Below are 25078 nucleotides of genomic sequence, written 5' to 3'. Positions count from 1 at the left end.
TATAGTCCGCGCGAATTTGTCCGGACCGCCATACCGCCCCGAAGGTCGAGGGCGCTGCCGGTCCTTTCCCGTCTTATCCGAGGATCGTCTGAATGCTGATTACTCCTGCGTTTGCTCAGGCTGGAGCTGGCACTGATACCAACAGCATGTTGATGTCGCTGCTGCCATTCGCGCTGATCTTCGTCATCATGTACTTCCTGATTCTGCGCCCGCAGCAGCGCAAGGTGCGCGATCATGCGGACCTCGTGAAGAACATCCGCCGCGGCGACACCGTGGTGACCTCGGGCGGCCTGGTCGGCAAGGTGACCAAGGTGGTCGACGACGACCAGATCGAGTTCGAGATTTCGGACGGCGTCCGCGTGCGGCAGATGCGCCAGATGATTTCGGGCGTGCGGACCAAGGGTGAGCCGGCGAAGGGCGACGCCAAGGACGAGGCATCCGCGAGCTGATCGCCGCGGAGCCCCTTGCCGAATCTGACAGGTCAATTCGATGTTGTATTTCACGCGGTGGCGAGCGCTGGGGATTATCCTGACAGCGCTGGTGGTCTGCCTGTGCGCCGTGCCCAATTTCTTCCCCGAAGCGCAGGTCAAGACCTGGCCGGCCTGGGCGCAGCGGCGCCTCGTGCTCGGTCTCGATTTGCAGGGCGGGTCGTACCTCTTGCTCGAGGTCGACGCCAACTACGTGAAGAAGGAAAAGCTCGAACAGGTTCGTGACGACGCCCGGAAGGCGCTTCGCGATGCCCGGATTGGCTTCACCGGCGGCATCACGATCCGCAACGACGCCGTCGAGGCTCGTATCGCGAAGGAAAGCGATGTTCCGGCGGCGCTGGCGAAACTTCGCGAGATCGCGCAGCCGATCGGCGGGATGCTCGGCTCCAGCGGCCAGCGCGATGTCGACGTGACCGATGCAGGGGGCGGCTTGATCCGTCTGACCGTGTCGCAGCCGGCGATGATCGAGCGGATGCGCAAGACGATCGAGCAGTCGATCCAGATCGTCGAGCGCCGCGTCAACGAGCTCGGCACCGTCGAGCCAGTGATCCAGCGTCAGGGCTCCGATCGCATCCTGGTGCAGGTCCCGGGCCTGCAGGACCCGACTCATCTGAAGGAGCTGCTCGGCAAGACCGCGAAGATGGAATTCCGGATGGTCGACACCTCGGTGTCGCCCGACCAGGCCCAGCAGGGCCGGGTGCCGCCGGACTCCGAGCTCCTGATGAGCGCTTCGCCGCCACCCGTTCCGTACGTCGTGAAGAAGCAGGTCCTGGTCTCCGGCGGCGAGCTCTCCGATGCCCAGCCCGGCTTTGACCAGCGTACCGGCGAGGCGATCGTCAGCTTCAAGTTCAATACGTCGGGCGCGCGCAAATTCGCGCAGGCGACTGCCGACAATGTCGGCCAGCCGTTTGCGATCGTGCTCGACAACAAGGTGATCTCGGCACCGGTGATCCGCGAGCCGATCACCGGCGGACAGGGCCAGATCTCCGGCAGCTTCACCGTGCAGTCGGCCAACGATCTGGCGATCCTGATGCGCGCCGGCGCGCTACCGGCGCCGCTGAGCGTGGCCGAGGAGCGCACCGTCGGTCCCGGCCTCGGCCAGGACTCGATCGAGAAGGGCGAGCTCGCGGCCTATGTCGGCTCGATCTTGGTGATCGTGTTCATGTTGCTCACCTACCGGCTGTTCGGCGTGTTCGCCAACATCGCCGTGGCCATCAACGTCGCCATGATCTTCGGGCTGCTGTCGCTGCTCAACGCCACGCTGACCTTGCCCGGCATCGCCGGCATCGTGCTGACGGTCGGCATCGCGGTCGACTCCAACGTGCTGATCTACGAGCGCATCCGCGAGGAATTGCGCGGCGGCCGCAACGCGATCTCGGCGATCGACGCCGGGTTCAAGCGGGCGCTCGCGACCATCCTCGATTCCAACATCACCACCTTCATCGCTGCCGCCGTGCTGTTCTACATCGGCACCGGGCCGGTCCGCGGCTTTGCCGTGACGCTCGGCATCGGCATCATCACCACGGTGTTCACCGCCTTTACCCTGACGCGCCTGATCGTCGCGGCATGGGTGCGGTGGAAGCGGCCGCAAACCGTGCCGATCTGAGAGGCCTATTGTGACTCATACCGTTCTCATTGGCCTTGGCATCCTGATCGCCGTGCTGACCGTGGTCGCGGCGCTCGGCCTCCTGCCGTCGCTGCGCATCGTGCCCGACGACACGCATTTTGACTTCACGCGCTTCCGCCGCATCAGCTTCCCGATCTCGGCGCTGCTCTCGATCGTCGCGATCACGCTGTTCTTCACCCACGGCCTGAATTTCGGCATCGACTTCAAGGGCGGCACGCTGCTGGAAGTACGGGCCAAGTCCGGCACCGCCGACATCGCCGCGATGCGCACGACCTTGAACGGCCTCGGTCTCGGCGAGGTGCAGTTGCAGCAACTCGGCGGTACGGGCGAGTCTGACGTGCAGATCCGCGTCGCTGAGCAGCCGGGCGGCGACAAGGCCCAGCAGGATGCGGTGGGCAAGATCCGCGGCGCACTCGGTGAGTCCGTCGATTACCGCCGCGTCGAGGTGGTGGGACCGCGGGTCTCGGGTGAACTGCTCGCCTACGGCATGCTCGGCCTGATGCTCGCGATCGTCGGCATCCTGATCTATCTCTGGTTCCGGTTCGAGTGGCAGTTCGCGCTCGGCGCCATGATCGCCAACGTCCACGACATCGTGCTGACGATCGGCTTCATGTCGGTCACCCAGGTCGATTTCGACCTCACCAGCATCGCGGCGTTGCTGACGATTCTCGGTTATTCGCTCAACGATACCGTCGTCATCTACGACCGCATCCGCGAGATGCTGCGGCGCTACAAGAAGATGCCGATGCCGCAGCTGCTCAACGAATCGATCAACTCGACGCTGTCGCGCTCGATCATCACCCACGTCACCGTGACCCTGGCGCTGCTCGCGCTGCTGTTGTTCGGCGGCCACGCGATCCACAGCTTCACCGCGGTCATGATGTTTGGCGTGGTGCTGGTCGGCACCTACACCTCGATCTTCATCGCGGCACCGATCCTGATCTACCTCGGCGTCGGCACCACGCGGCGCGACGCCGCCGATGATGAATCGGAGAAGAAGCCGAACGCGGCAGCCAAGAAGTAGCGGCTCATGAGCAACTCCTCGGACGCTCCCCATCTTCCGAGGTCGGCGCCGATCGAGGCCTACGGCAAGGGCGGCTTCGCGTTCGCCGATATGTCGCACCGCGGCTCGCTGCTGTGCTTGCCCGACTCGATGTGGGCCTGGCCGGTGACCAGGGCGCAGGAGATCGACGAATATTCGCTGCAAAAGGTATTCGCGGCCGCCAATGCGATCGATACGCTGATCGTCGGCAGCGGCACCGAGGTCTGGGTGCCGCCTAAGGGCCTGCGCGAGGCCCTGCGCGCGGTGCGGGTGGTGCTCGACCCGATGCAGACGGGCCCTGCGATCCGCACCTACAACATCATGCTGGGCGAGCGGCGTCGCGTCGCGGCGGCCCTGATCGCGGTGCCATGAGCGCGACGGAGGCGCCGACCGACGGCGCGGCGTTCTGCGCCGATCTGGTGCGAAGCCATGACTTCGTGCGTTACGCGTCGACCTTGTTCATGCCGGGTCCGGAGCGCCGCGCGCTGCTCGCCATCTACGCCTTCAATATCGAGGTCTCGCGCGTGCACGAGCAGGTCAGTCAGCCGCTGCCCGGCGAGATGCGGCTGCAATGGTGGACCGACATGCTGGCGGGCGCCGGACACGGCGGCGTCGAGGGCAATCCGGTCGCGGCCGAGCTGCTGTATGCGATCCGCAATCACCGCCTGCCGGTCTCGCCATTCTCGCTCCTGGTCGAGGAGCATCAGTTCGATCTCTACAACGACCCGATGCCGTCGCTGGCCGCGCTCGAGGGCTACCTCGACGCCACGGTGGCAGCGCTGTTCGCGCAGGCGACGCGCGTGGTGGCGCGGCCGTCGGAGGCGATCGATCATTTGGCCCGTCATGCCGGCCTCGCCCAGGGCATCGCGCAGGTCATCGCCGGGCTCGGCCGCGATGCCTCGCGGCAGCAACTTTTTCTGCCGGTCGAGCTGTTGCAACAGCACGGCAGCAGCAAGGAAGAGGTGTTTGCCGGCAAGCCGACGCCGAACATCCGCGCGGCGATCGATCAGCTGGCGGAGGAGGCTCAAGCTCATCTCAAGACCGCATTCGGGCTGCTTGCGGATGCGCCGTCCGGCGTGCGGCCGATCTTCCTGCCGCTCGCTTACGTCAGGCGCGAATTGAGCCGGGCGAGGGGCGCCGACTACGATCCGTTCCTGCCGAAGCCGGTCTCTCGGCTGCGCACGCTCTGGACGTTGTGGCGAGCGGCGCGCACCGAGGAGTTCGGTCGCTAGCTCTATTGTTTCGCTAGGATATGCTTGGTGAAGATCCGGATCGTCGCACCTCTGACCACCGGGCTGCTGTCATAGACGTCGGATGCGATTTGCTCGACGGCGTCGCGGAGCGCAACAAATTGCGCCTGCCGCGCCATGCTCGCCGTTCCACGTGTGCCGGCCAGCTCGTCCATTGCGGCGTCGCTGATCTGGCATTCGATTTCCTGATCGCCGTTCATCATGGTGAATCCGAACGCAAGGCGTTCGGAATCATATCCCCCGATACGGCCACGGGTGAGTGGCATTGGACTTGTCCCTTGAGCGCGCTAGCCCTCACGAGATTGGCGCGTCGAGCTGCGTTTGTCGAGAGTGCGCGCGCTTCAGCGCGCTGGCCGATCCATCTCGGCAACTTCGAAATTGAAGCGGTCGCGCAGATTCTTGCGTTGCTCGAGGATGTCCTTGAGGAACTCGCGATCAGCGTCACTGCGCATCATCGGCTCGATCAGGTCGATCTGGTTCATGGCGACGAGTTGCAGGATCTCGGTACGCGGCTTGCCGGCCGCATCGCGGGGCAACGCGTGCACGACCTGGATGTGTTCGGGCGGCTTGACGCCCTTAGCTGTGGCAAGCTCGCTCCGCAGCGTCTTCTCCAGCGCAGACTGGTCGGCCTCGACGAAGGCGTAGAGGCCGACGCCGACGCGCCGGTCGGCAAAGGCGACGATCGCGGTGTCGCGCACGTCGGGATTCCTGCGGATCAGATCGACCAGCACCGGCGCGTCGTTGACCAGCCGCCGGCCGCCGCCCTCGCGGTCGGTGAAATTGAAGATGCCGCGGGTAATCGCCTGATAGACCTTCTTGCCGGTCTTGAGCCAGAGGCTGGCGACCGCAGACTTCTTCGCGAGCACCTTGCGCTCCTTCGGCGTCAACGCCTCCGGCGCGTAGCTGCGCTTGTGCTTCAACAGATGCCGCAGATCTTCATAGGCCGCGATGCGGAACAGCCGGCTTCGGGTCTTGAAGCAGGCGGCGAGCTGAAAGTCGGTGAGGTAGGCGCGACCGTCGCGGCCGACCAGCCAGTTCTGCTCCTTGGCGAGGTCGTTGTGGCAGATGCCGGCGCGATGCAGCTTGCGCAACGCAGCCTTGGCGGAGCGGAAATAGGCGACGTCGCCATGCGGCTTCGCCAGATGCAGCGCCGCGCCGTCGATGAAGCCGCGTACCAGTGCGCGCCTGCCTGCCCATAACAGCTTGGGGCCGACATCGAGATCGCGCGCCAAGGTCAGCGCGCGACGTTCGCGCGAGAACAGATGCAGCGCCACGGCGAACGACCAGAACGGCACCTGATCGAGCCGGCGCAGCACGCCGTCGACCTCGCCGTCATCGGTCCGGAAACGGCCGCGCTCGACCGTCGAGAACACGTCGCGCTTGAGCAGCACGCCCTGGCTCCATCGCGCCGACAGGATGGCGCGGTCGTCTTTCGGCAAGCTCATGACGGTCAAGCCGCTGCCGCAACGCGCAGGTGCTCTGCGATCCAGTGGTCGAGGTCGGTGAGTGCCCGCGTACTGATCGCCTGCTTCTTGGCGATGGTCTTCTCGTTGCCGCGCAGACGCGAGCCGTCCGGCTTCTTGGTCGGAGGGCTGGCCAGCGGCGGGAACAGACCGAAATTAATGTTCATCGGCTGAAATGAACGCGAACCGGCGTCGATCGTCTCGATATGGCCACCGGTGATGTGACCGAGCAGCGCACCGAGCGCGGTGGTGGCGGGCGGTGGCGTCAACGGCGTGCCGCGCATGTCGGCGGCGGCGCAAAGGCCCGCGATTAAGCCGACGCTGGCCGACTCGACATAACCCTCGCAGCCGGTCATCTGGCCGGCGAAACGCAGCCGCGGCTGCGCGCGCAGGCGCAACTGGCCGTCGAGCAGCTTCGGCGAGTTCAGGAAGGTGTTGCGATGCAGGCCGCCGAGGCGGGCGAATTCCGCGTTCTCGAGACCCGGAATGGTACGGAACACGCGCTGTTGCGCGCCGTGCTTCAGCTTGGTCTGGAAGCCGACGATGTTGTAGAGCGTGCCGAGCTTGTTGTCCTGCCGCAGTTGGACGATCGCATATGGCTTGACCGTCGGATCGTGCGGATTGGTCAATCCGACCGGCTTCATCGGACCGTGGCGCAGCGTCTCCGGACCGCGCTCGGCCATCACCTCGACCGGCAGGCAGCCGTCGAAATAGGGCGTGTTGGTCTCCCAGTCCTTGAAGTCGACCTTCTCGCCGTCGATCAGCGCCGCGACGAAGGCGTCATATTGCTCCTTGGTCATCGGGCAATTGATGTAGTCGGCGCCGGTGCCGCCGGGACCGACCTTGTCGTAGCGCGACTGAAACCAGGCCACCGACATGTCGATGGAATCCTTGTGCACGATCGGCGCGATCGCATCGAAGAACGCCAGCGCGCTCTCGTCGGTGAGCTGCCTGATGGCGTCGGCGAGCGGCGCCGAGGTGAGGGGACCGGTGGCGACGATCACATTGCTCCAGTCGGCCGGCGGGAGCCCTGCGACCTCCTCGCGACTGATCTCGATCAGCGGATGTTCGTTCAGTGCTTTGGTGACGGCAGCAGAGAAGCCATCGCGGTCGACCGCCAGCGCGCCGCCGGCCGGCACCTGGTTGGCATCGGCCGAGCGCATGATGAGGGAGCCCAGCCGCCGCATCTCGGCGTGCAGCAGCCCGACCGCATTGTTGGCGGCGTCGTCGGAGCGGAAAGAATTCGAGCAGACCAGTTCGGCGCAGCCTTCGGTCCGGTGCGCCTCGGTCATCCGGTGTGGACGCATCTCATGCAGAACGGCACGGGCGCCGGAATTGGCAACCTGCCAGGCGGCTTCCGAGCCGGCGAGCCCCGCGCCCACGATGTGCACGGGTTGGGAAGAGGATTGAAGCGGTGTCATCGCGCAGCGTTAGCGCGTTTCGAGTCCATATGCATCTGAAACCGCACCAAAAACGAGAACGCCCGCTGTGGAAGCGGGCGTTATCCGTTCATCAGATGGCTTGCGGGCCGATTAACCGTTGTAGGTACCGGCGGCAACGCGCGGAATGTCCGAGCGGTCGAGGCCGATATCGGCCAGTTCACGATCGCTGAGCTGGGACAGTTCGCTGACATTGCGCTGATAATCCCGGAAAGCCTGGATCATGCGGATGAGCGAGAGCAACATGGTAGTCTCCTAGTAATTCAGATTCAGCTTTTCAAAGCCTCATCGTTGAAGTGAATATAAATGATATGGTGCGACGCGGTAGTTCCAATGGTGCGATGCAGCTAAGCCCAAAACGCATGGCGGCGGTAAGTTTCGATTAACCGTTTGGGGCTTGCCGGGAAGGCCCATAAACGAAAGTTCCGCCGTCGCGGCACGTCCCGCAAAAATATGTCTAAAATCAACTAATTGGTGGAATTTCGGTGTGCCGGATCACACTTGATACATGGTAGCTAAAGACCGCCCAATCAAGCTTTCCCGCGCCTCACTGGCCGGATCACCGCCACGTGTTCCATGCGTGATTCGCATGCGACAAGATGCCATAGAAATGATTATTTGTTCATCTTATGAGGCCTCGCACACGCCAAATGGGCGTAGCGTCAATCAGTCGCATTGACGTGAGAGGTAATTCGATCCGTTCGCGCCGCGCGGATCTCCGTCCCGTCCGGCGCGTCGCGCCGAATGCGCTGAGGATTATCGGAAGTGCATTCGATTGAACTGAACGCTGGCAACGAAGCTAATGCGGCGCCGCCTCCTTACCGACATGTAATCGAAACACTATGCAACGCATGCGCGATCCGCGCGCAGCGCCGATCACATTCGCGTCGCGCGAAGTTCATTCCGAACGGCGCCAGGAACAGCGAATAATTGCGCTGCAGATTCCGCAATCACGCAGGGATCTGTCCAAGAACAAGAGATGGATCATTCCCATGATTAAAACATTCATCGCCGCAGCCACCATGGCTGCCGTTGCTTACGCTGTCGCTGCTCCTGCTCAGGCCGCACATCGCCACCACATGGGTGTCGGCTGCAGCGGTGCCAATTTCGGCAAGACTGAAGCTGCGGTCGAAGCTATGGCCGACAATGAGGCCAAATTCGCGGCGGAGAAGGAAGTCTCGCTCGCGCAGGACGCAATGCTGAACAACAAGTGGGGCGCATGCGGCGCGCACCTCAGCAAAGCCGCCGAAGGGAGCATGGCGAAGTAAGCTTCTGATCATGGAATAAGGGCCGATTGCCTGGGGCAATCGGCCCTTTGATTTGCGTACCGCGTGATCGGCTCGGTTGGGTCAGAAACTACTGCTCGCAATCACGCTTCGAAACTTATCGAAGCGGCCGGTTACGCTTCACGGATTGTCGAACGCCCTTCTTCCGTTCTGGATGGAGTACCGATGATTTGCCCTCTTCGCGCCGATTCACGCACATCCGAGGGGGGCGCTCCGTATTGCCGGCGAAAGGTGCGGTTGAAATAGGACACGTCGCCGAAACCGACCTCAAAGGCGACCGCGCTCACAGGCCGATCGGCATAGCGTGGATTGACGAGCAATCGATGCGCTCGCGCGAGACGGCGCCCAAGCACGAATTGTGAAAATGTGGTCCCGTCGGCTTCAAACATCCGTTGCACCTGGCGCGGGGTGACGGCGTGCCGCCGCGCTACAGTCGCAACCGTGAGATTACTATGATTGAGATGGTCGATGATATCGGCTTTGATGGCACGCAGCCGCGCTGCACGCACGCCCCGCCCATGGGCAAGAGCCGCGGCATCTCCCGTTGCGCCGAGCGCCACAGCGATCAGATCGTGCACATGCGAGGCCACGTGGTGCCGTAGCTGAGGCGTGGCAAGCGCATAATCCTCCTGCAGCGCTCCAACATAGTTCACCAGCAATTTCAGTGCTTCGGTGGAGCGCGCGATCGGCTGCATCACGGAGGAATCGACGCTGCTCACCAGCGGTGCCAGCGCCTGCCGTGGAACGTGAAGGCACAGAATCTTCGCCGGGGCAGGGCAGACCATCGCGACCGGATCCGCCGAGCTGACCAACAGCCCGTCGCCGGCGCTCCACCTGACCTCGCATCCACGCTGCACCATCATGGCCTCGTGCGAACCCGTCACCAGAACAAGCCCGTCGTTGCCATCCGTCAACTGTTCGGCACCCCGCTCGTAGCGAAACGCCGACATGCTGGCCGACGTGATGGACAGCCCGGGGAGCATCCGCACGGTCACCTCCGCATGCAATGAATGATCCGGCAGTGGCGTGAGGTCGGCATTCAGCACCAGCCGGCCGTACAGATCACGCCATGCGGCCATGCGATCCTGTTCGGCAAAATCTTCCAGGGAAAACCGGGAAAGTGCAACGTCGTCGGCCGTCGAGGTCATCGGGAAACTCAGGCTGTCGCAACAGATGTCGCCGAATTGCCGCGTCTGGTTCACCAAGGCGCCCCGGTTCGGCGGCAAAAACCGCACGCGACGCAGGGGCTTCTAGCCAATGACTCGGCTGTGTCAAAGCGCCCGAGATATGTTCCATCCGTGGTCGCTCCTGCGGCAATTCCGAGTTCGACCGCACGTCCCATAGCCGAAACGTATACAAACTTGAAAATCCCGACCCGCCAGGTCGTTTTCATCCAATGCGTTGTCGCGCCTGTCCAAGCCGGCGGGCGGGCACGTCGCTAAAAGCCATCACGCAAGCTAGGTTCATTCGCAGAAAGATATGATGTGATCCTAACACTGCCTTTGCGTGTTGAAGTCGCGCCCGGCGACGTCAGGCTTGCCACACGGGTGTCACGGGCGGTACTGGCCGTGTTCCCCGGAATGATGATGTTTGCCTGGATCGTGTTCCGCAATACCCAAGACGTTGTAAAGCTCACAGTTCGAACTTCATGCGCGCACTGATCCTGACTGCGGCGTGGCTTGTCCTCGTTGCCGGAACCAACACATCCACCGCCGAAGGCGCAGCAAAGTCCTGCCAGTTGATCAATGGCAAGTCGATGATGCAGGCCGAACTGCTGTTTGGACGCCGGATCGCCGGACATGGCCGCGTATCGGACGCCCAATGGTCGGACTTCCTTCTGAGGGAGGTGACACCGCGCTTTCCAGATGGATTGACCCAGCTCAGGGCTTCCGGCCAATGGCGCGACCCGGACACCGGCCGGATCACACGCGAGCCGTCCTTTGTCGTGCGCATCATCGCTGCCGAGACCCCGGAGACCTTGGCGCGCCTGACACAGATCAGCACCGCGTACAGGCAGCGCTTTCATCAACAGTCGGTTGGCCTCACGCTCTCGACCACTTGCGCATCGTTCTGAACGCACGCTGTAACCGCGACGTCAGGATTGCGGCTGGTCGGCGGTGCTGAACGGCAAGATGGGCCCTGCCGGCCCCTCGGCAGGCCCACTCGCGCCAGCATCGCCAAGGAAATCGTCGATCATGGCGATAGGCCGACTGCCTGGGGCACTCGGCCCTCGTGCCCTATGGCGCTTTGGCGAGTTGGGTGGCGAAGTAGCCGATCGTCTTGGCGTACACCTCGCTCTTGTTCCACTGCTGGATGACCGCGAAATTCTCGCTGCCGGGCTCCCAGCCCTTGCCCTTTTTCCAGCCGTAGCTCTTCAGGAAGTTCGCCGTCGACGCCAGCACATCAGGCACGTTGTGCAACAGGTCGCGTTTGCCGTTGCCGTCGAAATCGACCGCGAACTTGATGTAGGAGGACGGCATGAACTGGGTCTGGCCGATCTCGCCGGCCCAGGCGCCGCGCATCTCCTGCGGCGTGAGATCGCCACGCTCGACGATGCGCAACGCATCCATCAACTCGGCCTTGAACATGTCGGAGCGGCGGCAATCATAGGCCAGCGTCGCCAGCGAGCGCATGGTGGGAAACTTGCCGGTGTTGACGCCGAAATCGGTCTCCAGCCCCCAGATCGCGACCAGGATTTCGCCGGGCACGCCGTAGGCCTCCTCGATCCGCGACAGCACCGAGCCGTAGCGCTTCATCATATCGGAGCCGCGATTGAGCCGCGGCGGCACCATGCGACCCGAGAACTGCTCGAAAGTCTGGCTGAACACCTGCTGCGAATGGTCGCGCGCCAGGATAGCCTTGTCCTGCGTGACGCCATTCAACCCGGCCTGGATCGCATTCTGCGAAATGCCCTTGGTCACAGCCTCTTTCTTGAAGTCGTCGAGCCAGGACTCGAACGTGCCGGTGCCGCATTGGGCGGCGAGCGCAAACGCGGTCGAGGTCAAGAGCCACGCTCCGACGGCGAGCGTGTGAAAGGATAAGCGCGAGGTCATAGGCAATTGCACTCCGGCATCTGCGATGTCATCGATTGGTCGCGAAACCCGGCGGGTATGTTCGCGGCAACAGCGGCCAAAACATGGCTCGTGATCGAGCCGTTGATCTCAGGCATTGCTGCAAATGCCACGCCAACTTCATACCCATTTGACGATCCGGAACGACAAACCGCCGGCCGAATATAATCGGCCGGCGGTTGCTTTGGAGTTTACGAGTTCGGGTTAACGGGCGCTTATCCGCGATCGCTGCGCCGCCACGGGAACAGGTTGGCCGGGAAGTCGGCGGCGGGCTTGCGCTCGCGCGGCTCGGGGATCACCGGCCGTGCATTCGGATCCTTGACGATGACCTCGCGATAGAGATGCCAGGTGGCGTGACCGAGCAGGGGGATCACGACGGCAAGCCCGAGGAAGAACGGGATCGTACCGAGCACCAGCAACAGCGCGACGATCAGGCCCCAGGCAGCCATCGGCACCGGATTCTGTGCAACGGCACGCATCGACGTCACCATGGCTTCGCCGGCGGTCGCATGGCGGTCGAGCATCATGGGGAAGGCGACCACGCTGATGCAAAGCGCGACGAGCGCGAACAGAAAGCCGACGCTGCAGCCCACCACGATCAACCACCAGCCCTGCGGGGTGGTCAGCACGCGCGCGGCAAAATCGGGAATGTCGGCCGCGACCTGATAGCCGAACACCGCGGTGTAGATCGCCTGCGCGGTCGCGATCCAGGTCACGAACAATGCGAACAGCAACGTTCCGACCCCGAGCATCGCGCCGAACGACGGCGAGCGGAATACCTGCATGGCGTCCCATGCGGATGCCTCACCGCCGTCCTCGCGGCGGCGGCTCATCTCGTAGAGGCCGATCGCGGCGAACGGGCCGAGCAGGGCGAAGCCCGCGGCCAGCGGAAACAGCAGCGGCAGCACGGAATAGCCGTGCACGGTGCGCGCAAGCACGATGCCGAGCACGGGATAGATCAGACACAGAATGATGGCGTGGCTTGGTACTGCCTTGAAGTCTTCCCAGCCGAGACGCAGCGCTTGATGCAGATCGGACAGGCCGATGGTGCGGATAACCGGCGCGGATGCGGTATCTTGTCCGCTCTGCGTCATCCCTGTGACATTGCCTTGGTATGGAGTGGCCATGGTCGTTGTCTCCCTCTGGGCGGGCGCATTCTGCGCCCGGTGCGCGGGCACAAACGTACCGCCTCTCGAAGCGATCACGAGCAAGCCAGACGCGAAAGACAAAGCAGGGAACTGGCCGTGTCGCGAACTGTGCAGCAAGGGTACTCCCAAACCGCGGCAAAAGCACTCACGCTTAAGTGAATGTCGCATTGGCAAGCTATTGAGGGAGCGATACACTTGAACTGCGACCTTGGTCAGCCGGCGCTTTGCCGTGTGGCCTTCACATCTCAACTCTCTTGGGAGCGAACGATGAGCATTTTCGGAAAAATCATGGGCGCGATCTTCGGCAGCAGCGCCAGCGCCGCGCCCGCCAGCGGAACGGCCACGAGCGCAGCTCCCGCCGGTGGATCCGGCAGCGCATCGGCGTCTCCTGCCGCGGTGCCCGCCGGCGCGGCGCCCGCCCAGTCCGTTGATGTCGCCCCGATCCTCGACAAGGCGGTTGCCGCGAAGGGCGAGAAGCTCGAGTGGCGGACCTCGATCGTCGATCTGATGAAGGCGCTCGACATCGACTCCAGCCTGTCGGCGCGCAAGGAGCTCGCCAAGGAGCTCGGCTACACCGGCGATACCAACGATTCCGCCAGCATGAACATCTGGCTGCACAAGCAGGTGATGACCAAGCTCGCGGCCAACGGCGGCAAGCTGCCCCCGGATATCAAGCACTGAAGGGATCGCCTTCCCGCAGACGGTCAGGGCCCGCGCCAGCGTGGGCCCTTTTTTATGGACCGGCGAACATCTATAGATCGGCGAACAAGAAGGAGAACGCCCATGAAAATTCCCATGAAAACTCCCAAGAAAGCTTCCGTGACTGATCTCGACCGCCGCACGATGCTTGCGACCGGCGCCCTCGCGCTGGCCGGTGCCGCCGCGCAATCCGCGCCGGCCCACGCTGAGGCCGCACCGAAGGCGATATTTCCGGTCCCCGCCGTGACGATCCCGATCGTCGGCGCCGCCGAGGTGTTCCAGGTTCGCCGCATCTACTGCATCGGCCGCAACTACGCCGCGCACGCGATTGAGCGCGGCTCCGATCCGACCCGCGAGCCGCCGTTCTTCTTCCAGAAGCCAACCGATGCGATCCAGAATGTCGCGATCGGCACGGTCGCCGATCATCCCTATCCGTCGCTGACCAAGAACTATCACCACGAGGTCGAGCTGGTCGCGGCGCTGAAGTCCGGCGGCACCAACATCCCCGCCGACAAGGCGCTCGATCACGTCTACGGCTACGCGCTCGGCCTCGACATGACGCGGCGCGATTTGCAGAACGGCATGGCCGCGGAAAAGAAGCCGTGGGAGATCGGCAAGAGTTTTGACCACGCCGCGGTGCTGGGGCCGATCCATCCGGCTGACAAGACCGGCCATTTCACGCACGGCGCGATCTCGCTCGCAGTCAACGGCACGGTGCGGCAGAGTTCGGATCTGAAGAACATGATCTGGAGCGTTGCCGAGCAGATCGCAAAGCTCTCAGAGGCGTTCGAGCTGAAGGCCGGCGACATCATCTATTCCGGCACGCCGGAGAATGTCGGCCCGGTCGTCAAGGGGGACGTGCTGCTCTGCAAGCTAGAGGGCCTGCCCGATATGTCGATCAAGATCGTCTGAGGCCGAGCAGGGCCCTATTCGGCAAGGTCCGCGTATTCCGGATGCTTGTCGAGGTAATCCACCACGAAGCCGCAGCCGGCGATCACCTTGTGGCCGTCGGCGCGGATCAGCTCCAGCGCCCCCTTGACCAGCTCCGACGCGATGCCGCGGCCGCGCAGGGCGCGCGGTGTCTCGGTGTGGGTGATGATAACTGCCGAAGGCGTCCGCCGGTAGTTCGCAAAGGCTAGCCCGCCCTCGGTGTCGAGCTCGAAGCGGTTTTGATCCCTGTTGTCCCGGACGGTAGCCATCGCAAAATCCTGATTGATTCACCGGCCCTGATCTAAGCGGGTGAACCCGCCAGCGCAAAGCCGCGACGAAGCCGCATATTTGGCATTTTTGGATTGATATGCGCATTTTGGCGTGCCTGAGCGCGGCATTCGCGGCTCGGCGGGACGCGTGCCTCGAAGCCGTCGGTCCTGCCGCATCGCACACTGGCCGATCGGGCCTTGCGGGCCGATGCAATTTGATTAGGCTTGATCTCCAGACATACGCCCTGATGCGGCCGATGGTCGTCAGGTACGGAGTGATGGGACCGGCCGCTGACGTATGCCCCTTGTCGCAAGGAGGTTCGTCATGTCGGACAATCGTTTCTTCGGCACACACCGCCCCTGGGAGGACTGGCTCGGCATGTTGCTCGGCGTGCTGATCATGGTCTCGCCCTGGTTTCCGATGCAGGTCAGCGACGTCGTCGATGTCGAGCGCAGCCACCTGGTGCTCAACAGCTTCGTGGTCGGCATGCTGGTGCTGGGCCTCGCCCAGCTCGAATATGTCGCGCTGCATCGCTGGGAGGAGGTGGCGAGCATCGTGCTCGGCCTCTGGCTGATCGCGTCGCCCAACATCTTCGGCTATTCGGATGACCAGACGCTGCAGCTCTGGCACATCCTGCTCGGCGGGCTGGTCGCCATGATCGGCGCCTTGCAGCTTTGGCAGGACTGGAACCTGAGCGAGCAGGAACTGGCCAAGCATCCGCAGTAGTGGTCCGGGCAAGCAACCAAGGGGCTCGCCGCCATCGGCGCGCGGTATCATGCGGCTGCGCGGCAGGCCTTGCCGGGGGCGGCGGCTTGGCGATAAACCGGTTGGCAGCAATCCCTTGCGGCGCTTGAAGACGTCCGGTTCTGACCGAGGAAATAGCCGATGACTGTTCCGACCTTGCCCTCTCTGTTGTGTGTAGCGGCGGGGTGGCAATGAGCGGGTCGGCTGAGACCGCGCCGCGCGGCGGGATCGCGCGGGTGTCGCGCCGGGTGATGAACCTCGCCTACGTCCTGACCCAGAACGCCCGCCGCCACGGCGATCGTCCCGGCTTCATCTGGAACGAGAAGGTCTGGTCCTGGCGTCATATCGACCAGAACGTCTCAGCGCTGGCGGCGGCGCTCGCCGCGCGCGGCATCGGCAAGGGCGACCGCATCCTGGTGCATTCCAAGAATTGCGACGAAATGTTCTGGTCGATGTTCGCGGCCTTCCGGCTCGGTGCGGTCTGGGTGCCCACCAATTTCCGCCTGATGCCGGACGAGGTCGCCTATCTGGCGGCAGCCTCAGGCGCCAAGGCGTTTCTCTGCCATGCCGACTTCCCCGAGCACGCCAAGGCGGCGGCCAATCCCGCGCTCGAATTCGTCTGGCGGATCGGTGAGGAGGGTACGTTCGGCGAGGCGACGGTTGGCGACGTCACCGCCAAGCATGCCGGCGCCGCGGTCGAGAACACGGCGGTCGAGTACGACGATCCCTGCTGGTTCTTCTTCACGTCAGGCACCACCGGCCGGTCCAAGGCCGCAGTCTTGACCCACGGCCAGATGGCCTTCGTCATCACCAACCATCTCGCCGATCTGATGCCCGGCACCACCGAACAGGACGCCTCGCTGGTGGTGGCGCCGCTGTCGCATGGCGCCGGCGTGCACCAGCTGGTGCAGACCGCGCGCGGCGTGCCGACCATCCTGCTGCCGTCGGAGAAGTTCGACATCGCGGAAGCGTACCGCCTGATCGCGAGATACCGCGTCAGCAACATGTTCACGGTGCCGACGATCCTGAAGATGATGGTCGAGCATCCCGCCGCCGACCAGCACGACCATTCCTCGTTGCGCTACATCATCTATGCCGGCGCGCCGATGTATCGCGAGGATCAGAAGGCCGCGCTGAATAAGCTCGGCGGCGTGCTGGTGCAGTATTTCGGCCTCGGCGAGGTCACCGGCAACATCACGGTGCTGCCGCCCGGTCTGCACGATCCCGAGGATGGCCCGCATGCCCGGATCGGCACCTGCGGCTTCGAGCGAACAGGCATGCAGGTCTCGATCCAGGGCGACGACGGACGCGAGCTGAAGGCGCACGAGACCGGCGAGATCTGCGTGATCGGTCCCGGCGTGTTCGCGGGCTACTACGACAACCCCGAAGCCAATGCGAAGGCGTTTCGTGACGGCTGGTTCCGCACCGGCGATCTCGGTCATATGGACGAGGAGGGTTTTGTCTACATCACCGGCCGCGCCTCAGACATGTACATCTCCGGCGGCTCCAACATCTATCCGCGCGAGATCGAGGAGAAGCTGTTGACGCATCCCGCGGTCGGCGAGGTCGCCGTGCTCGGAGTGCCCGATCCGTTCTGGGGCGAGGTCGGGGTCGCCGTCTGCGTCGCGCGCGAGGGCGTCGACGCGGTCGCGGAAGCGGAGCTTGCCGCCTATCTCGCGCCGAAGGTGCCGCGCTACAAGATGCCGAAGCGGTTCTTCTTCTGGGAGGCGTTGCCGAAGTCCGGCTACGGCAAGGTGCCGAAGCGGCTGATCCGCGACGAGCTCGAGGCGCGCGGGCTGCTCGAGGTGATCGCAAAATCGACGGGCGCGTGAGGCGATGCGCAGCATCGCCCAGCCCGGCACTCCCATACCCGAGCGCATTCAATGGGTCGCCGCGCGCGGCCGCGCGTTTTCATTCGTGCTGGAAGCCGGCATTCCCTTGCTCGAAGCCGTGCGGCGTGGCTTTGCGGCGGAAGGCTTTTGCGGCGGCGTGCTGAGCGCCAAGGGTGGCGCGCTCGGGCCGTTCGCCTATGTGATGCCGGCGCTGTCCAAGGACGGCGTCAACGCCGCGTTCTACAGCGATACGTTCCGTCCCGATGGCGTGACCCGGCTCAAGCTCGCGGCGCTGACCTTCGGCGAGCGCGACGGCGCACCTTTCTTCCATTGCCACGGACTATGGACCGAGGCGGATGGCCGCTTCAACGGCGGACACATGCAGCCGGACGAAACCATCGTCGCCGAGCCGTTCGAGGTCAGCGCGTTCGGCATCGACGGCGCGACGTTTGTGGCCGAGCCCGACAGCGAGACCAATTTCAAGCTGTTCGGGCCGGTCGAAAGCGCCCCGGCGGGTGCGAAGACCACGAGCCATGCGTTCGCGCTGCGGCTGCGGCCGAACCAGGATTTTGCCTGTGCGCTGGAAGGCTTCTGCCGCCAGCACGGCATCTTGCGGGCGCGCCTGCATGGCGGCGTCGGCTCGACCATCGGCGCGGTCTTCAGGGACGGCCACAGCGTGGTGCCGTTCGCGACCGAGCTTGCGGTGACCTCCGGGCAGATTGCGCCTGACGCCAATCGCCGCCTGCGCGCGAGTCTCGATGTCGCGCTGGTCGACTATCTCGGCGGCATCGCCGAGGGACGCCTGGTGCGCGGCGACAATCCAGTGCTGATGACGATGGAGCTGGTGCTGGAGGTGCTGGAAGAGGCGGAGCGGCCATAGGATGCCCTCCGGCCCCTCCACCGGTCGTTCCCGGTGTTCGCTGGAGCGGATACCCCGCATTCTCCGCTGTCGTCCCGGCGAAGGCCGGGAACCATAACCGCAGGGCGTATGGATGGAGCGAGCTGGGGCCACAGCGTCGCGCAACAACAGTCATTTTGGGGAAATGGGCCCGGCCTTCGCCGGGACGACGGGGAGCGTGCTGAGCCGCCTGTGGGTCACACATCCGCGTTCTCGCAACAGGTAAGGGCCGCGGCGCTCACCGCCGTTTGCGGACATGGACGTTGATGTCGAGGTCGATCGCGCTGACACAGGTCTGCTCGGTGCGGTGCGAGCTACCCTCATGCCAGCGCTCCTGGCGCAGGCTGATCTCGCCGACATTGGCGAGACGCAGGCAACGCCATTGCGGCAGCCTGCCTGAGCTTTCGCCGGCGAACTGCCAGGCCAGCACGACCTCTTCACCGCTCTTGTTGTGGCCGATGATATGCGGGCAGAGCTCGCGAGGCCGCCCGTCATAGATGCAGACCACTTGCTGCTCGGTGAGGATTGCCTCGCGGAAGTGGGCATAGGCCTTCCTGGGCATGGGATATCGGGTCATCTAGGATCGTGACGGGCTGCCGTTATAAACTCGGCCACCCACCATTGTTTCCCCGGATCCGCGCATATGGCCAGAGGACGACACCGCCCGATCAACATGCCCGCACCGTATCTCCGGCGGGTCTGGCTCGATCCCGACCGGATTCCCGACCGCGACGCATATCCGTTCGTGCTGCCGCTGCTGCGCGACGAATTCGAGCTCAGCTTCGACAAGGCGATCACCATCATCGTCGGCGAGAACGGCACGGGCAAGTCGACGCTGCTGGAAGGCATCGCCGTGATGGCGGGCTATGACGACGCCGGCGGCGGCAAGGGCTATCGGCCGGTCGACCACAGCAATGCGGTGGAGAAGATGGGCGGCTCGCTTGCGTCAGCGCTGCGCGCGAGCTGGCTGCCCAAGATCACCAACGGCTGGTTCTTCCGAGCCGAAAGTTTCTTTTCGGTCGCCAGATATCTCGATTCCGTCGCCAGCCCTTATGCCGACTTCCTGTCGTATTCCCATGGCGAGGGTTTTTTGCGCTTCTTCGAGGAGCGCTGCCAGCGGCAAGGCATCTTCATCTTCGATGAGCCTGAATCTGCGCTGTCGCCCGCGCGCCAGATCGAATTCCTCAAGCTGCTGCGGCGGATGGAGAGTTCCGGCAATTGTCAGGTCATCATGGCAACGCACGCGCCGATACTGATGGCCTATCCGAACGCGACGCTGCTGCGGCTGACGAAGTACGGGCTCGAGCCGGTGAACCTGAGAGACACGGATCACTACAAGGTCATGCGCGAGTTCTGCGACGATCCGAAGGGGTTCGTCGAGGCGGCGATCGAGGATTGACGCCGATCGCGGCGGGGGTGCCGAGGTCAAGTTCGGCGACGGCCCGCGCGCGTTCGGGCGCTTCTGAGAAGGACGAAGTAGGTGCAGCCGGCGCCCGCATGAGCGAAAGCTGCATGCCGGCTCCTTCATCGCACGCGTGCTGCGAGGTTCAGCGCGCGGTCTTCAGATAGGCAATGACGTCGGCGCGATCATGAGCGTCGGGCAGCCCCTTGAAGAACATCTTCACGCCGTGAACGTCGCCGCGAGGATCGGCGAGGTAGGCATCAAGCGCTGCTGTGTCCCAGGGGGTCTTGTTGCCGCGCATGGCGTCCGAATAGTCGAAGCCCTGGACCGACGCCGGCTGGCGGCCAACGATGTGCCAGAGGCTCGGGCCCACCTTGTTCACGCCGACATCGAGCGAATGGCAGTTCACGCAAGTGCGCTGGAAGATGGCCTGGCCCGCGATCGGGTCACCGTCCATCGCGCGGACCGGCGCGGGCAATGTTGCGAGCAAGGTGGCGGCGAGCGTAACGCTGCCGACAGTGCAGGCGGCGCCGAATTTCATTCCCATCATGAGAGTCCCCTGAAATGGATTGGATTGCAATCGGTGAGACGTGGGGCGATGTGCCGGCAGCCGCCCGGCATGGTGGCTAATGCCGCTCGGCTTCCGCCTCCTTCTCCAGCTCTATAATGTGGTCGCGCAGCACGTCGAACCGCGCCTCGGTCACGTCGCTGAACAGCGGATCCTTGTGCGGGGAGAGGGTAGACGCGATTTCGGCCCAGTCCTGCGCCGTCAATGCCTTGACCGCGGCCGGGAAGAAATCGCGGTCTTCCATCCTGATGTGCCGCCGTTCGTGCGCCAGGAAATCGCGGATGATCGCGTCGACATTCTCGCGCGGAATTTCGGCCCCCGCGCGCACATTGGCGACGGCATGCGCGACGCGGTGCAGGCGATCGGAGCCCTTCTGATGCTCGCGGGCGAGGTCGCCGACTTTCGCGGCAGCGACCGGATCGCGGAGCTGGAGCTTGGCGAAAATCAGATCTTCCTGGCGGTGATGGTAGAGTTCTGTGTAGACTTCGAAATAGGCAATGATGCTGCCGATCACCTCGTAGTCCGGCCGACCGGCGTGATCGAAGATGTTCAGCTCGTGCTCAAGAACGGTAAGCAGCCGCTCGATATTGCGGTGTTCCCGGGACAGAATGTCGATGACCATGGCAGTGATCCACGCAGAAGGCTGAATGAATCAGTAGACGAAAAGACCGTCCCGGACTTTGCGCTGGATCAAGGTGCCGCCGAATTCGCCTGACGGCTCCGGGGCGGAAATCGCCGCGAAAGCATCGGGCGACCGCTAACGGATGGGCCGCGGCGGCTGAAGCCGCGGGGAGGCGGCGGGTTTGGCGCGCTGCGGTGGATGCGATCCCTGCACATCCGGCGTGCTCTGGTGCTATAATGTCTGCTAAACAAGGGAAAACAGGGAGGATGCCATGCATCATACCTTGGTGCCCAGCGACCGCGTCGAGCATGTCTGCGTGTTCGGGCGCGATGGCTCAAAGCTCGGATCGATCGAGCGGCTGATGCTCGACAAGGTGAGCGGCACGGTGGCCTACGCCGTGATCAAGACCGGCGGCGTGCTCAGCAGCCACCACCATTATCCGGTGAAGTGGACAGCCTTGAAATTCGATCCCGCGCGCCAGGCCTTCGAGGCCGAAGTGACGCTGGACGATCTGCGCACCGGCCCATCCGAGTTCGACGGCGACGAATTCGACTGGGGCGACCGCTCGCACGCCTACACGCACCCGAATTATTGGGCGGTGTAGCAGAGCAGGTGAGGGGAACTGGAGCCCGCATGAATGAAGCGACATGCGGGAGCCGCCAACTGTTTGGTTGGAAGTTCCGGATATCGCTTCGTCCATCCGGGCCACTCGCTTAGTCTACGACAGGCATACATGACCCAATTCAAGCCGGCCGGCAGGCCTTCCGTCATCCCGAGAATTGTCACGCGCGACCTGACCGGCCTGGCCGGATTTCTGAGAGACGTTTTCGGCGCGGAAGGCGAAGTCCGGCCTGGCGCGCCAACGGAAATTCGGATCGGGGACTCGATCATCCTGATCAGCGACGGCGGAGGCGTCCGCGAGGCGATGCCGGCCTTTCTCTATGTCTACGTCGAGAATGCAGACGAGACCTACCGGCGGGCGATTGCGGCGGGCGCTGAAACGATCGAGGCCCCTGCGAATACGCCTTATGGCGACCGACGTGCGATGGTCCGGGATGCCTCGGCAAACGTCTGGCAGATCGCCACCTACCGTGGGAGCTGACTCGCAGTCCGTAGGATGAGTGCAGCGAAGCGATACCAGTCATTCGGGCCGAGAGATAAGTCGATGGGTTTCGCTTCGCTCTACCCATCGTACGCGCTCACCCGCAAAAGGCCCGCAAGCAGCGCAATCGCCTGCGCGTGGTGCGCCTACTCCGCCGCCTCGCTCGCCGAGCTCTTCCTTGGCTTGCTGTTCGCCTTCTTCAGCACCGGCGCCAGGAACTTGCCGGTGTAGCTCCTCGGCGCCTTGACGATGTCTTCCGGCGGGCCCCAGGCGACGATTTCGCCGCCGCCGTCGCCGCCTTCGGGGCCGAGATCGATCACCCAGTCGGCGGTCTTGATGACTTCGAGATTGTGTTCGATCACCACCACCGTGTTGCCCTGGGCGACTAGCTCGTGCAGCACCTCGAGCAGTTTTGCGACGTCGTGGAAGTGCAGGCCGGTGGTCGGCTCGTCCAGGATGTAGAGCGTGCGGCCGGTGGCGCGCTTCGACAGCTCCTTGGCGAGCTTGACGCGCTGGGCTTCGCCGCCGGACAGCGTGGTGGCCTGCTGGCCGACATGGATGTAGTCGAGGCCGACGCGGTGCAGGGTCTGGAAGGTCTCGCGCACGCGCGGCACCGCCTTGAAGAACTCGGCGGCTTCCTCGACCGTCATGTCGAGCACGTCGGCGATGCTCTTGCCCTTGAACAGCACCTCCAAGGTCTCGCGGTTGTAGCGCTTGCCCTTGCAGGTGTCGCAGGTGACGTAGACGTCGGGCAGGAAGTGCATCTCGATCTTGATGACGCCGTCGCCCTGGCACGCCTCGCAGCGGCCTCCCTTGACGTTGAAGGAGAAGCGCCCGGGCTCGTAGCCGCGCGCCTTGGCCTCGGGCAGGCCGGCGAACCATTCGCGGATCGGCGTGAAGGCGCCGGTATAGGTCGCCGGATTCGAACGCGGGGTGCGGCCGATCGGCGACTGGTCGATGTCGATGATCTTGTCGATGTGCTCGAGGCCCTCGATGCGGTCGTGCGGCGCGGCGCCCTCGCTGGCGTTGTTCAGCTTGCGCGCGATCGACTTGTAGAGCGTGTCGATCAGCAAGGTCGACTTGCCGCCGCCGGAGACGCCGGTGACGCAGGTGAACAGGCCGAGCGGGATCTCGGCCGAGACGTTCTTCAGATTGTTGCCGCGGGCGTTGATGACCTTGATGGTGCGCCGGTGGTTCGGCGGCCGCCGGTCCGGCACCGGAACCGAAAGCTCGCCGGTGAGATACCTGCCGGTCAGCGATTTCGGGTTGCGCATGATCTGGTCGGGCGTGCCCTCGGCGACGATGTGGCCGCCATGCATGCCGGCGCCGGGCCCGATGTCGAGCACATAATCGGCGAGCCGGATGGCGTCCTCGTCATGCTCGACCACGACCACGGTATTGCCGAGGTCGCGAAGCCGCTTCAGCGTGTCGAGCAGGCGGGCATTGTCGCGCTGGTGCAGGCCGATCGACGGCTCGTCCAGCACGTAGAGCACGCCGGTGAGGCCCGAGCCGATCTGGGAGGCCAGGCGGATGCGCTGGCTCTCGCCGCCGGACAGCGTGCCTGAGGAACGCGACAGCGTCAGGTAATTCAGGCCGACGTCGAGCAGGAAGGTCAGGCGCTCGCGGATCTCCTTCAGGATCCGCGTCGCGATCTCGTTCTGCTGTGCGTTCAGCGCCTCCGGCACCGTCTCGAACCACTCGCCGGCGCGCTTGACCGAGAGCTCCGAGATCTCGCCGATGTGCTTGCCGCCGATCTTGACGCACAGCGCCTCCGGCTTCAGGCGGTAGCCGTGGCAGCCCTCGCAGGGCACGTCGGAGAAATACTTGCCGAGCTCCTCGCGCGCCCACTCGCTCTCGGTCTCGCGGTAGCGGCGGTTGATGTTGGTGACGACGCCCTCGAACGGCTTCTTGGTGTCGTAGGAGCGGACGCCGTCCTCATAGGAGAACTTGATCTCGTCGTCGCCGGAGCCGTGTAGCAGCGCGTTCTGGACCTTCTTGGTCAGGTCCTTCCATTTGGTGTCGAGCGTGAACTTGTAGTGCTTGCCGAGCGCGGTCAGGGTCTGGATGTAATAGGGCGAGGACGACTTCGCCCAGGGCGCGATCGCGCCCTTGCGCAGCGTCAGCTCCTTGTCGGGGATGACCAGGTCCTCGTCGATGTGCTGCTCGACGCCGAGGCCGCCGCAGGCTGGACACGCGCCATAGGGGTTGTTGAACGAGAACAGCCGCGGCTCGATCTCGGGGATGGTGAAGCCGGAGACCGGACAGGCGAATTTCTCCGAGAACAGGATACGCTCGGGTCCGCTCTTGTCGTGGATCTTCGCGGTCTTCTTCTTGTCCTCTTTCTTCTCGTCCTGCCCGGCTACCGCGGGGGTGTCGGCGTATTCGATCACCGCAAGGCCCTCGGCGAGCTTCAGCGCGGTCTCGAAACTTTCCGCGAGGCGCTGGGCGAGGTCGGGGCGCACCACGATGCGGTCGACCACGACGTCGATGTCGTGCGGGAATTTCTTGTCGAGCGCGGGCGCCTCCGACAACTCGTAGAAGGTGCCGTCGATCTTGACGCGCTGAAAGCCCTTCTTGAGGTACTCGGCGAGCTCCTTCTTGTACTCGCCCTTGCGGCCGCGCACGACCGGCGCCAGCAGATAGAGGCGGGTGCCCTCGGGGAGCGCCAGCACGCGGTCGACCATCTGCGAGACGATCTGGCTCTCGATCGGCAGCCCCGTTGCCGGCGAATAAGGCACGCCGACGCGCGCCCACAACAGGCGCATGTAGTCGTAGATCTCGGTGACGGTGCCGACGGTGGAGCGCGGGTTCTTCGACGTGGTCTTCTGCTCGATCGAGATCGCCGGCGACAGGCCGTCGATCTGGTCGACATCCGGCTTCTGCATCATCTCCAAAAATTGCCGCGCATAGGCCGACAACGACTCGACGTAGCGGCGCTGGCCCTCGGCATAGATGGTGTCGAATGCCAGCGACGACTTGCCGGAGCCGGACAGGCCGGTGAACACCACCAGCTTGTCGCGCGGAATCTCGACGTCGATGTTCTTCAGATTGTGTTCGCGCGCGCCGCGGATCGTGATGGCGCGCGATGAGGAGCCGGCGTTCTGTTGGCGCTTCGCCTTGAGCACTTCATCCATAGCGACAGTTCCGGGCGCATGATCGGGCGCCTTTTTTGGGCGCGCATCGCCGGTGCTGCCGGG

General features: G+C 64.1%; 27 protein-coding genes. 15 read left to right on the top strand and 12 right to left on the bottom strand.

From position 1 onward, the window contains the following. Window positions 1-92 precede the first annotated feature (92 nt). From yajC to AKN83_RS01320, 5 genes are read left to right on the top strand one after another with little or no spacing between them, the layout of a single operon-like run. Window positions 93-449 (top strand): preprotein translocase subunit YajC, encoded by a 357-nt coding sequence (gene yajC / locus AKN83_RS01340; protein WP_050400518.1) that lies wholly within the window; start codon window positions 93-95, stop codon window positions 447-449. Window positions 450-489: 40 nt separating this feature from the next. After that, window positions 490-2094 (top strand): protein translocase subunit SecD, encoded by a 1605-nt coding sequence (gene secD, locus AKN83_RS01335; RefSeq protein WP_050400517.1) that lies wholly within the window; start codon window positions 490-492, stop codon window positions 2092-2094. Window positions 2095-2104: 10 nt separating this feature from the next. Further along, window positions 2105-3139 carry a protein translocase subunit SecF gene (gene secF, locus AKN83_RS01330; protein WP_050400516.1) on the top strand — a complete coding sequence of 345 codons (1035 nt, stop codon included), beginning with the start codon at window positions 2105-2107 and terminating at the stop codon, window positions 3137-3139. 6 nt (window positions 3140-3145) lie between these two features. After that, entirely contained in the window at window positions 3146-3529 is a 384-nt protein-coding gene (locus tag AKN83_RS01325; RefSeq protein ID WP_050400515.1) for an Mth938-like domain-containing protein, read from the top strand. Next, window positions 3526-4389 carry a phytoene/squalene synthase family protein gene (locus AKN83_RS01320; protein WP_050400514.1) on the top strand — a complete coding sequence of 288 codons (864 nt, stop codon included), beginning with the start codon at window positions 3526-3528 and terminating at the stop codon, window positions 4387-4389. The genes AKN83_RS01325 and AKN83_RS01320 overlap by 4 nt, the downstream gene beginning before the upstream one ends. A 2-nt stretch (window positions 4390-4391) precedes the next feature. Here the strand turns inward: AKN83_RS01320 and AKN83_RS01315 are convergent, their stop codons facing one another. The 4 genes from AKN83_RS01315 to AKN83_RS38055 form a co-directional block, all read right to left on the bottom strand. Beyond that, window positions 4392-4673 (bottom strand): DUF1488 family protein, encoded by a 282-nt coding sequence (locus tag AKN83_RS01315; RefSeq protein ID WP_050400513.1) that lies wholly within the window; start codon window positions 4671-4673, stop codon window positions 4392-4394. A 75-nt stretch (window positions 4674-4748) separates the two neighbouring features. Continuing rightward, complete coding sequence (locus AKN83_RS01310) at window positions 4749-5852, bottom strand: serine/threonine protein kinase (RefSeq protein ID WP_050400512.1); 1104 nt, start codon at window positions 5850-5852, stop codon at window positions 4749-4751. A 5-nt stretch (window positions 5853-5857) separates the two neighbouring features. Beyond that, complete coding sequence (gene trmFO / locus AKN83_RS01305; protein ID WP_050400511.1) at window positions 5858-7291, bottom strand: methylenetetrahydrofolate--tRNA-(uracil(54)-C(5))-methyltransferase (FADH(2)-oxidizing) TrmFO; 1434 nt, start codon at window positions 7289-7291, stop codon at window positions 5858-5860. Window positions 7292-7402: 111 nt separating this feature from the next. Then, entirely contained in the window at window positions 7403-7555 is a 153-nt protein-coding gene (locus AKN83_RS38055; RefSeq protein WP_016846063.1) for a DUF1127 domain-containing protein, read from the bottom strand. A gap of 596 nt (window positions 7556-8151) precedes the next feature. Between AKN83_RS38055 and AKN83_RS42000 the strand changes: the two genes are divergently transcribed. Then, window positions 8152-8577 carry a hypothetical protein gene (locus tag AKN83_RS42000; RefSeq protein ID WP_430641483.1) on the top strand — a complete coding sequence of 142 codons (426 nt, stop codon included), beginning with the start codon at window positions 8152-8154 and terminating at the stop codon, window positions 8575-8577. Window positions 8578-8708: 131 nt separating this feature from the next. Here the strand turns inward: AKN83_RS42000 and AKN83_RS01295 are convergent, their stop codons facing one another. After that, on the bottom strand, window positions 8709-9797 hold the full coding sequence (locus AKN83_RS01295; RefSeq protein ID WP_157113159.1) for an AraC family transcriptional regulator: 1089 nt from the start codon (window positions 9795-9797) through the stop codon (window positions 8709-8711). A 446-nt stretch (window positions 9798-10243) separates the two neighbouring features. Between AKN83_RS01295 and AKN83_RS01290 the strand changes: the two genes are divergently transcribed. After that, window positions 10244-10669, top strand: a complete 426-nt coding sequence (locus AKN83_RS01290) for a DUF3574 domain-containing protein (RefSeq protein WP_050400509.1) — start codon at window positions 10244-10246, stop codon at window positions 10667-10669. A gap of 163 nt (window positions 10670-10832) precedes the next feature. On the opposite strand, the gene AKN83_RS01285 is transcribed toward AKN83_RS01290, so the two are convergent. Both AKN83_RS01285 and AKN83_RS01280 read right to left on the bottom strand, forming a co-directional pair. After that, window positions 10833-11648: a lytic murein transglycosylase gene (locus tag AKN83_RS01285; RefSeq protein WP_050400508.1), complete on the bottom strand. Its 816-nt coding sequence runs from the start codon at window positions 11646-11648 to the stop codon at window positions 10833-10835. 233 nt (window positions 11649-11881) lie between these two features. Beyond that, complete coding sequence (locus AKN83_RS01280; RefSeq protein ID WP_050400507.1) at window positions 11882-12793, bottom strand: DUF2189 domain-containing protein; 912 nt, start codon at window positions 12791-12793, stop codon at window positions 11882-11884. Between the two features lie 288 nt (window positions 12794-13081). On the opposite strand from AKN83_RS01280, the gene AKN83_RS01275 reads away from it, so the two are divergent. Beyond that, entirely contained in the window at window positions 13082-13495 is a 414-nt protein-coding gene (locus AKN83_RS01275) for a DUF3597 domain-containing protein (RefSeq protein WP_050400506.1), read from the top strand. A gap of 138 nt (window positions 13496-13633) precedes the next feature. Next, window positions 13634-14425 (top strand): fumarylacetoacetate hydrolase family protein, encoded by a 792-nt coding sequence (locus tag AKN83_RS01270; RefSeq protein WP_050400631.1) that lies wholly within the window; start codon window positions 13634-13636, stop codon window positions 14423-14425. Between the two features lie 14 nt (window positions 14426-14439). Here the strand turns inward: AKN83_RS01270 and AKN83_RS01265 are convergent, their stop codons facing one another. Continuing rightward, window positions 14440-14712, bottom strand: a complete 273-nt coding sequence (locus tag AKN83_RS01265) for a GNAT family N-acetyltransferase (protein WP_050400505.1) — start codon at window positions 14710-14712, stop codon at window positions 14440-14442. Between the two features lie 325 nt (window positions 14713-15037). Between AKN83_RS01265 and AKN83_RS01260 the strand changes: the two genes are divergently transcribed. The 3 genes from AKN83_RS01260 (at window position 15038) to AKN83_RS01250 (ending at window position 18169) form a co-directional block, all read left to right on the top strand. Beyond that, complete coding sequence (locus AKN83_RS01260) at window positions 15038-15439, top strand: SPW repeat protein (protein WP_050400504.1); 402 nt, start codon at window positions 15038-15040, stop codon at window positions 15437-15439. A gap of 209 nt (window positions 15440-15648) precedes the next feature. After that, window positions 15649-17289: an acyl-CoA synthetase gene (locus AKN83_RS01255; protein ID WP_050400503.1), complete on the top strand. Its 1641-nt coding sequence runs from the start codon at window positions 15649-15651 to the stop codon at window positions 17287-17289. A gap of 4 nt (window positions 17290-17293) precedes the next feature. After that, window positions 17294-18169 (top strand): PCC domain-containing protein, encoded by an 876-nt coding sequence (locus tag AKN83_RS01250; RefSeq protein WP_050400502.1) that lies wholly within the window; start codon window positions 17294-17296, stop codon window positions 18167-18169. 256 nt (window positions 18170-18425) lie between these two features. Here the strand turns inward: AKN83_RS01250 and AKN83_RS01245 are convergent, their stop codons facing one another. Next, window positions 18426-18764 carry a hypothetical protein gene (locus AKN83_RS01245; protein ID WP_050400501.1) on the bottom strand — a complete coding sequence of 113 codons (339 nt, stop codon included), beginning with the start codon at window positions 18762-18764 and terminating at the stop codon, window positions 18426-18428. Between the two features lie 66 nt (window positions 18765-18830). Here AKN83_RS01245 and AKN83_RS01240 point away from each other — a divergent pair, with 66 nt between their 5' ends. Beyond that, the gene (locus AKN83_RS01240; protein ID WP_050400500.1) at window positions 18831-19586 is read left to right on the top strand and encodes an AAA family ATPase; all 756 of its coding nucleotides are present in this window, start codon (window positions 18831-18833) and stop codon (window positions 19584-19586) included. A gap of 148 nt (window positions 19587-19734) precedes the next feature. Here the strand turns inward: AKN83_RS01240 and AKN83_RS01235 are convergent, their stop codons facing one another. Together AKN83_RS01235 and AKN83_RS01230 are read right to left on the bottom strand one after the other, a co-directional pair. Beyond that, window positions 19735-20130 (bottom strand): c-type cytochrome, encoded by a 396-nt coding sequence (locus AKN83_RS01235; RefSeq protein WP_050400499.1) that lies wholly within the window; start codon window positions 20128-20130, stop codon window positions 19735-19737. 85 nt (window positions 20131-20215) lie between these two features. Continuing rightward, window positions 20216-20779, bottom strand: coding sequence for a hemerythrin domain-containing protein (locus AKN83_RS01230; protein WP_050400498.1), 564 nt, complete (start codon window positions 20777-20779; stop codon window positions 20216-20218). 271 nt (window positions 20780-21050) lie between these two features. Between AKN83_RS01230 and AKN83_RS01225 the strand changes: the two genes are divergently transcribed. Beyond that, the gene (locus AKN83_RS01225) at window positions 21051-21383 is read left to right on the top strand and encodes a PRC-barrel domain-containing protein (protein WP_050400497.1); all 333 of its coding nucleotides are present in this window, start codon (window positions 21051-21053) and stop codon (window positions 21381-21383) included. 129 nt (window positions 21384-21512) lie between these two features. Next, on the top strand, window positions 21513-21881 hold the full coding sequence (locus tag AKN83_RS01220) for a VOC family protein (protein ID WP_050400496.1): 369 nt from the start codon (window positions 21513-21515) through the stop codon (window positions 21879-21881). Window positions 21882-22027: 146 nt separating this feature from the next. On the opposite strand, the gene uvrA is transcribed toward AKN83_RS01220, so the two are convergent. Continuing rightward, the gene (gene uvrA / locus AKN83_RS01215) at window positions 22028-25015 is read right to left on the bottom strand and encodes an excinuclease ABC subunit UvrA (RefSeq protein WP_050400495.1); all 2988 of its coding nucleotides are present in this window, start codon (window positions 25013-25015) and stop codon (window positions 22028-22030) included. Window positions 25016-25078 lie beyond the last annotated feature (63 nt).

The organism is Bradyrhizobium embrapense (assembly GCF_001189235.2).
GTDB classification, from domain to species: domain Bacteria; phylum Pseudomonadota; class Alphaproteobacteria; order Rhizobiales; family Xanthobacteraceae; genus Bradyrhizobium; species Bradyrhizobium embrapense.
The sequence above is the reverse complement of the archived record's forward strand: the minus strand, read 5'-3'. Positions and strand labels throughout refer to the sequence as shown.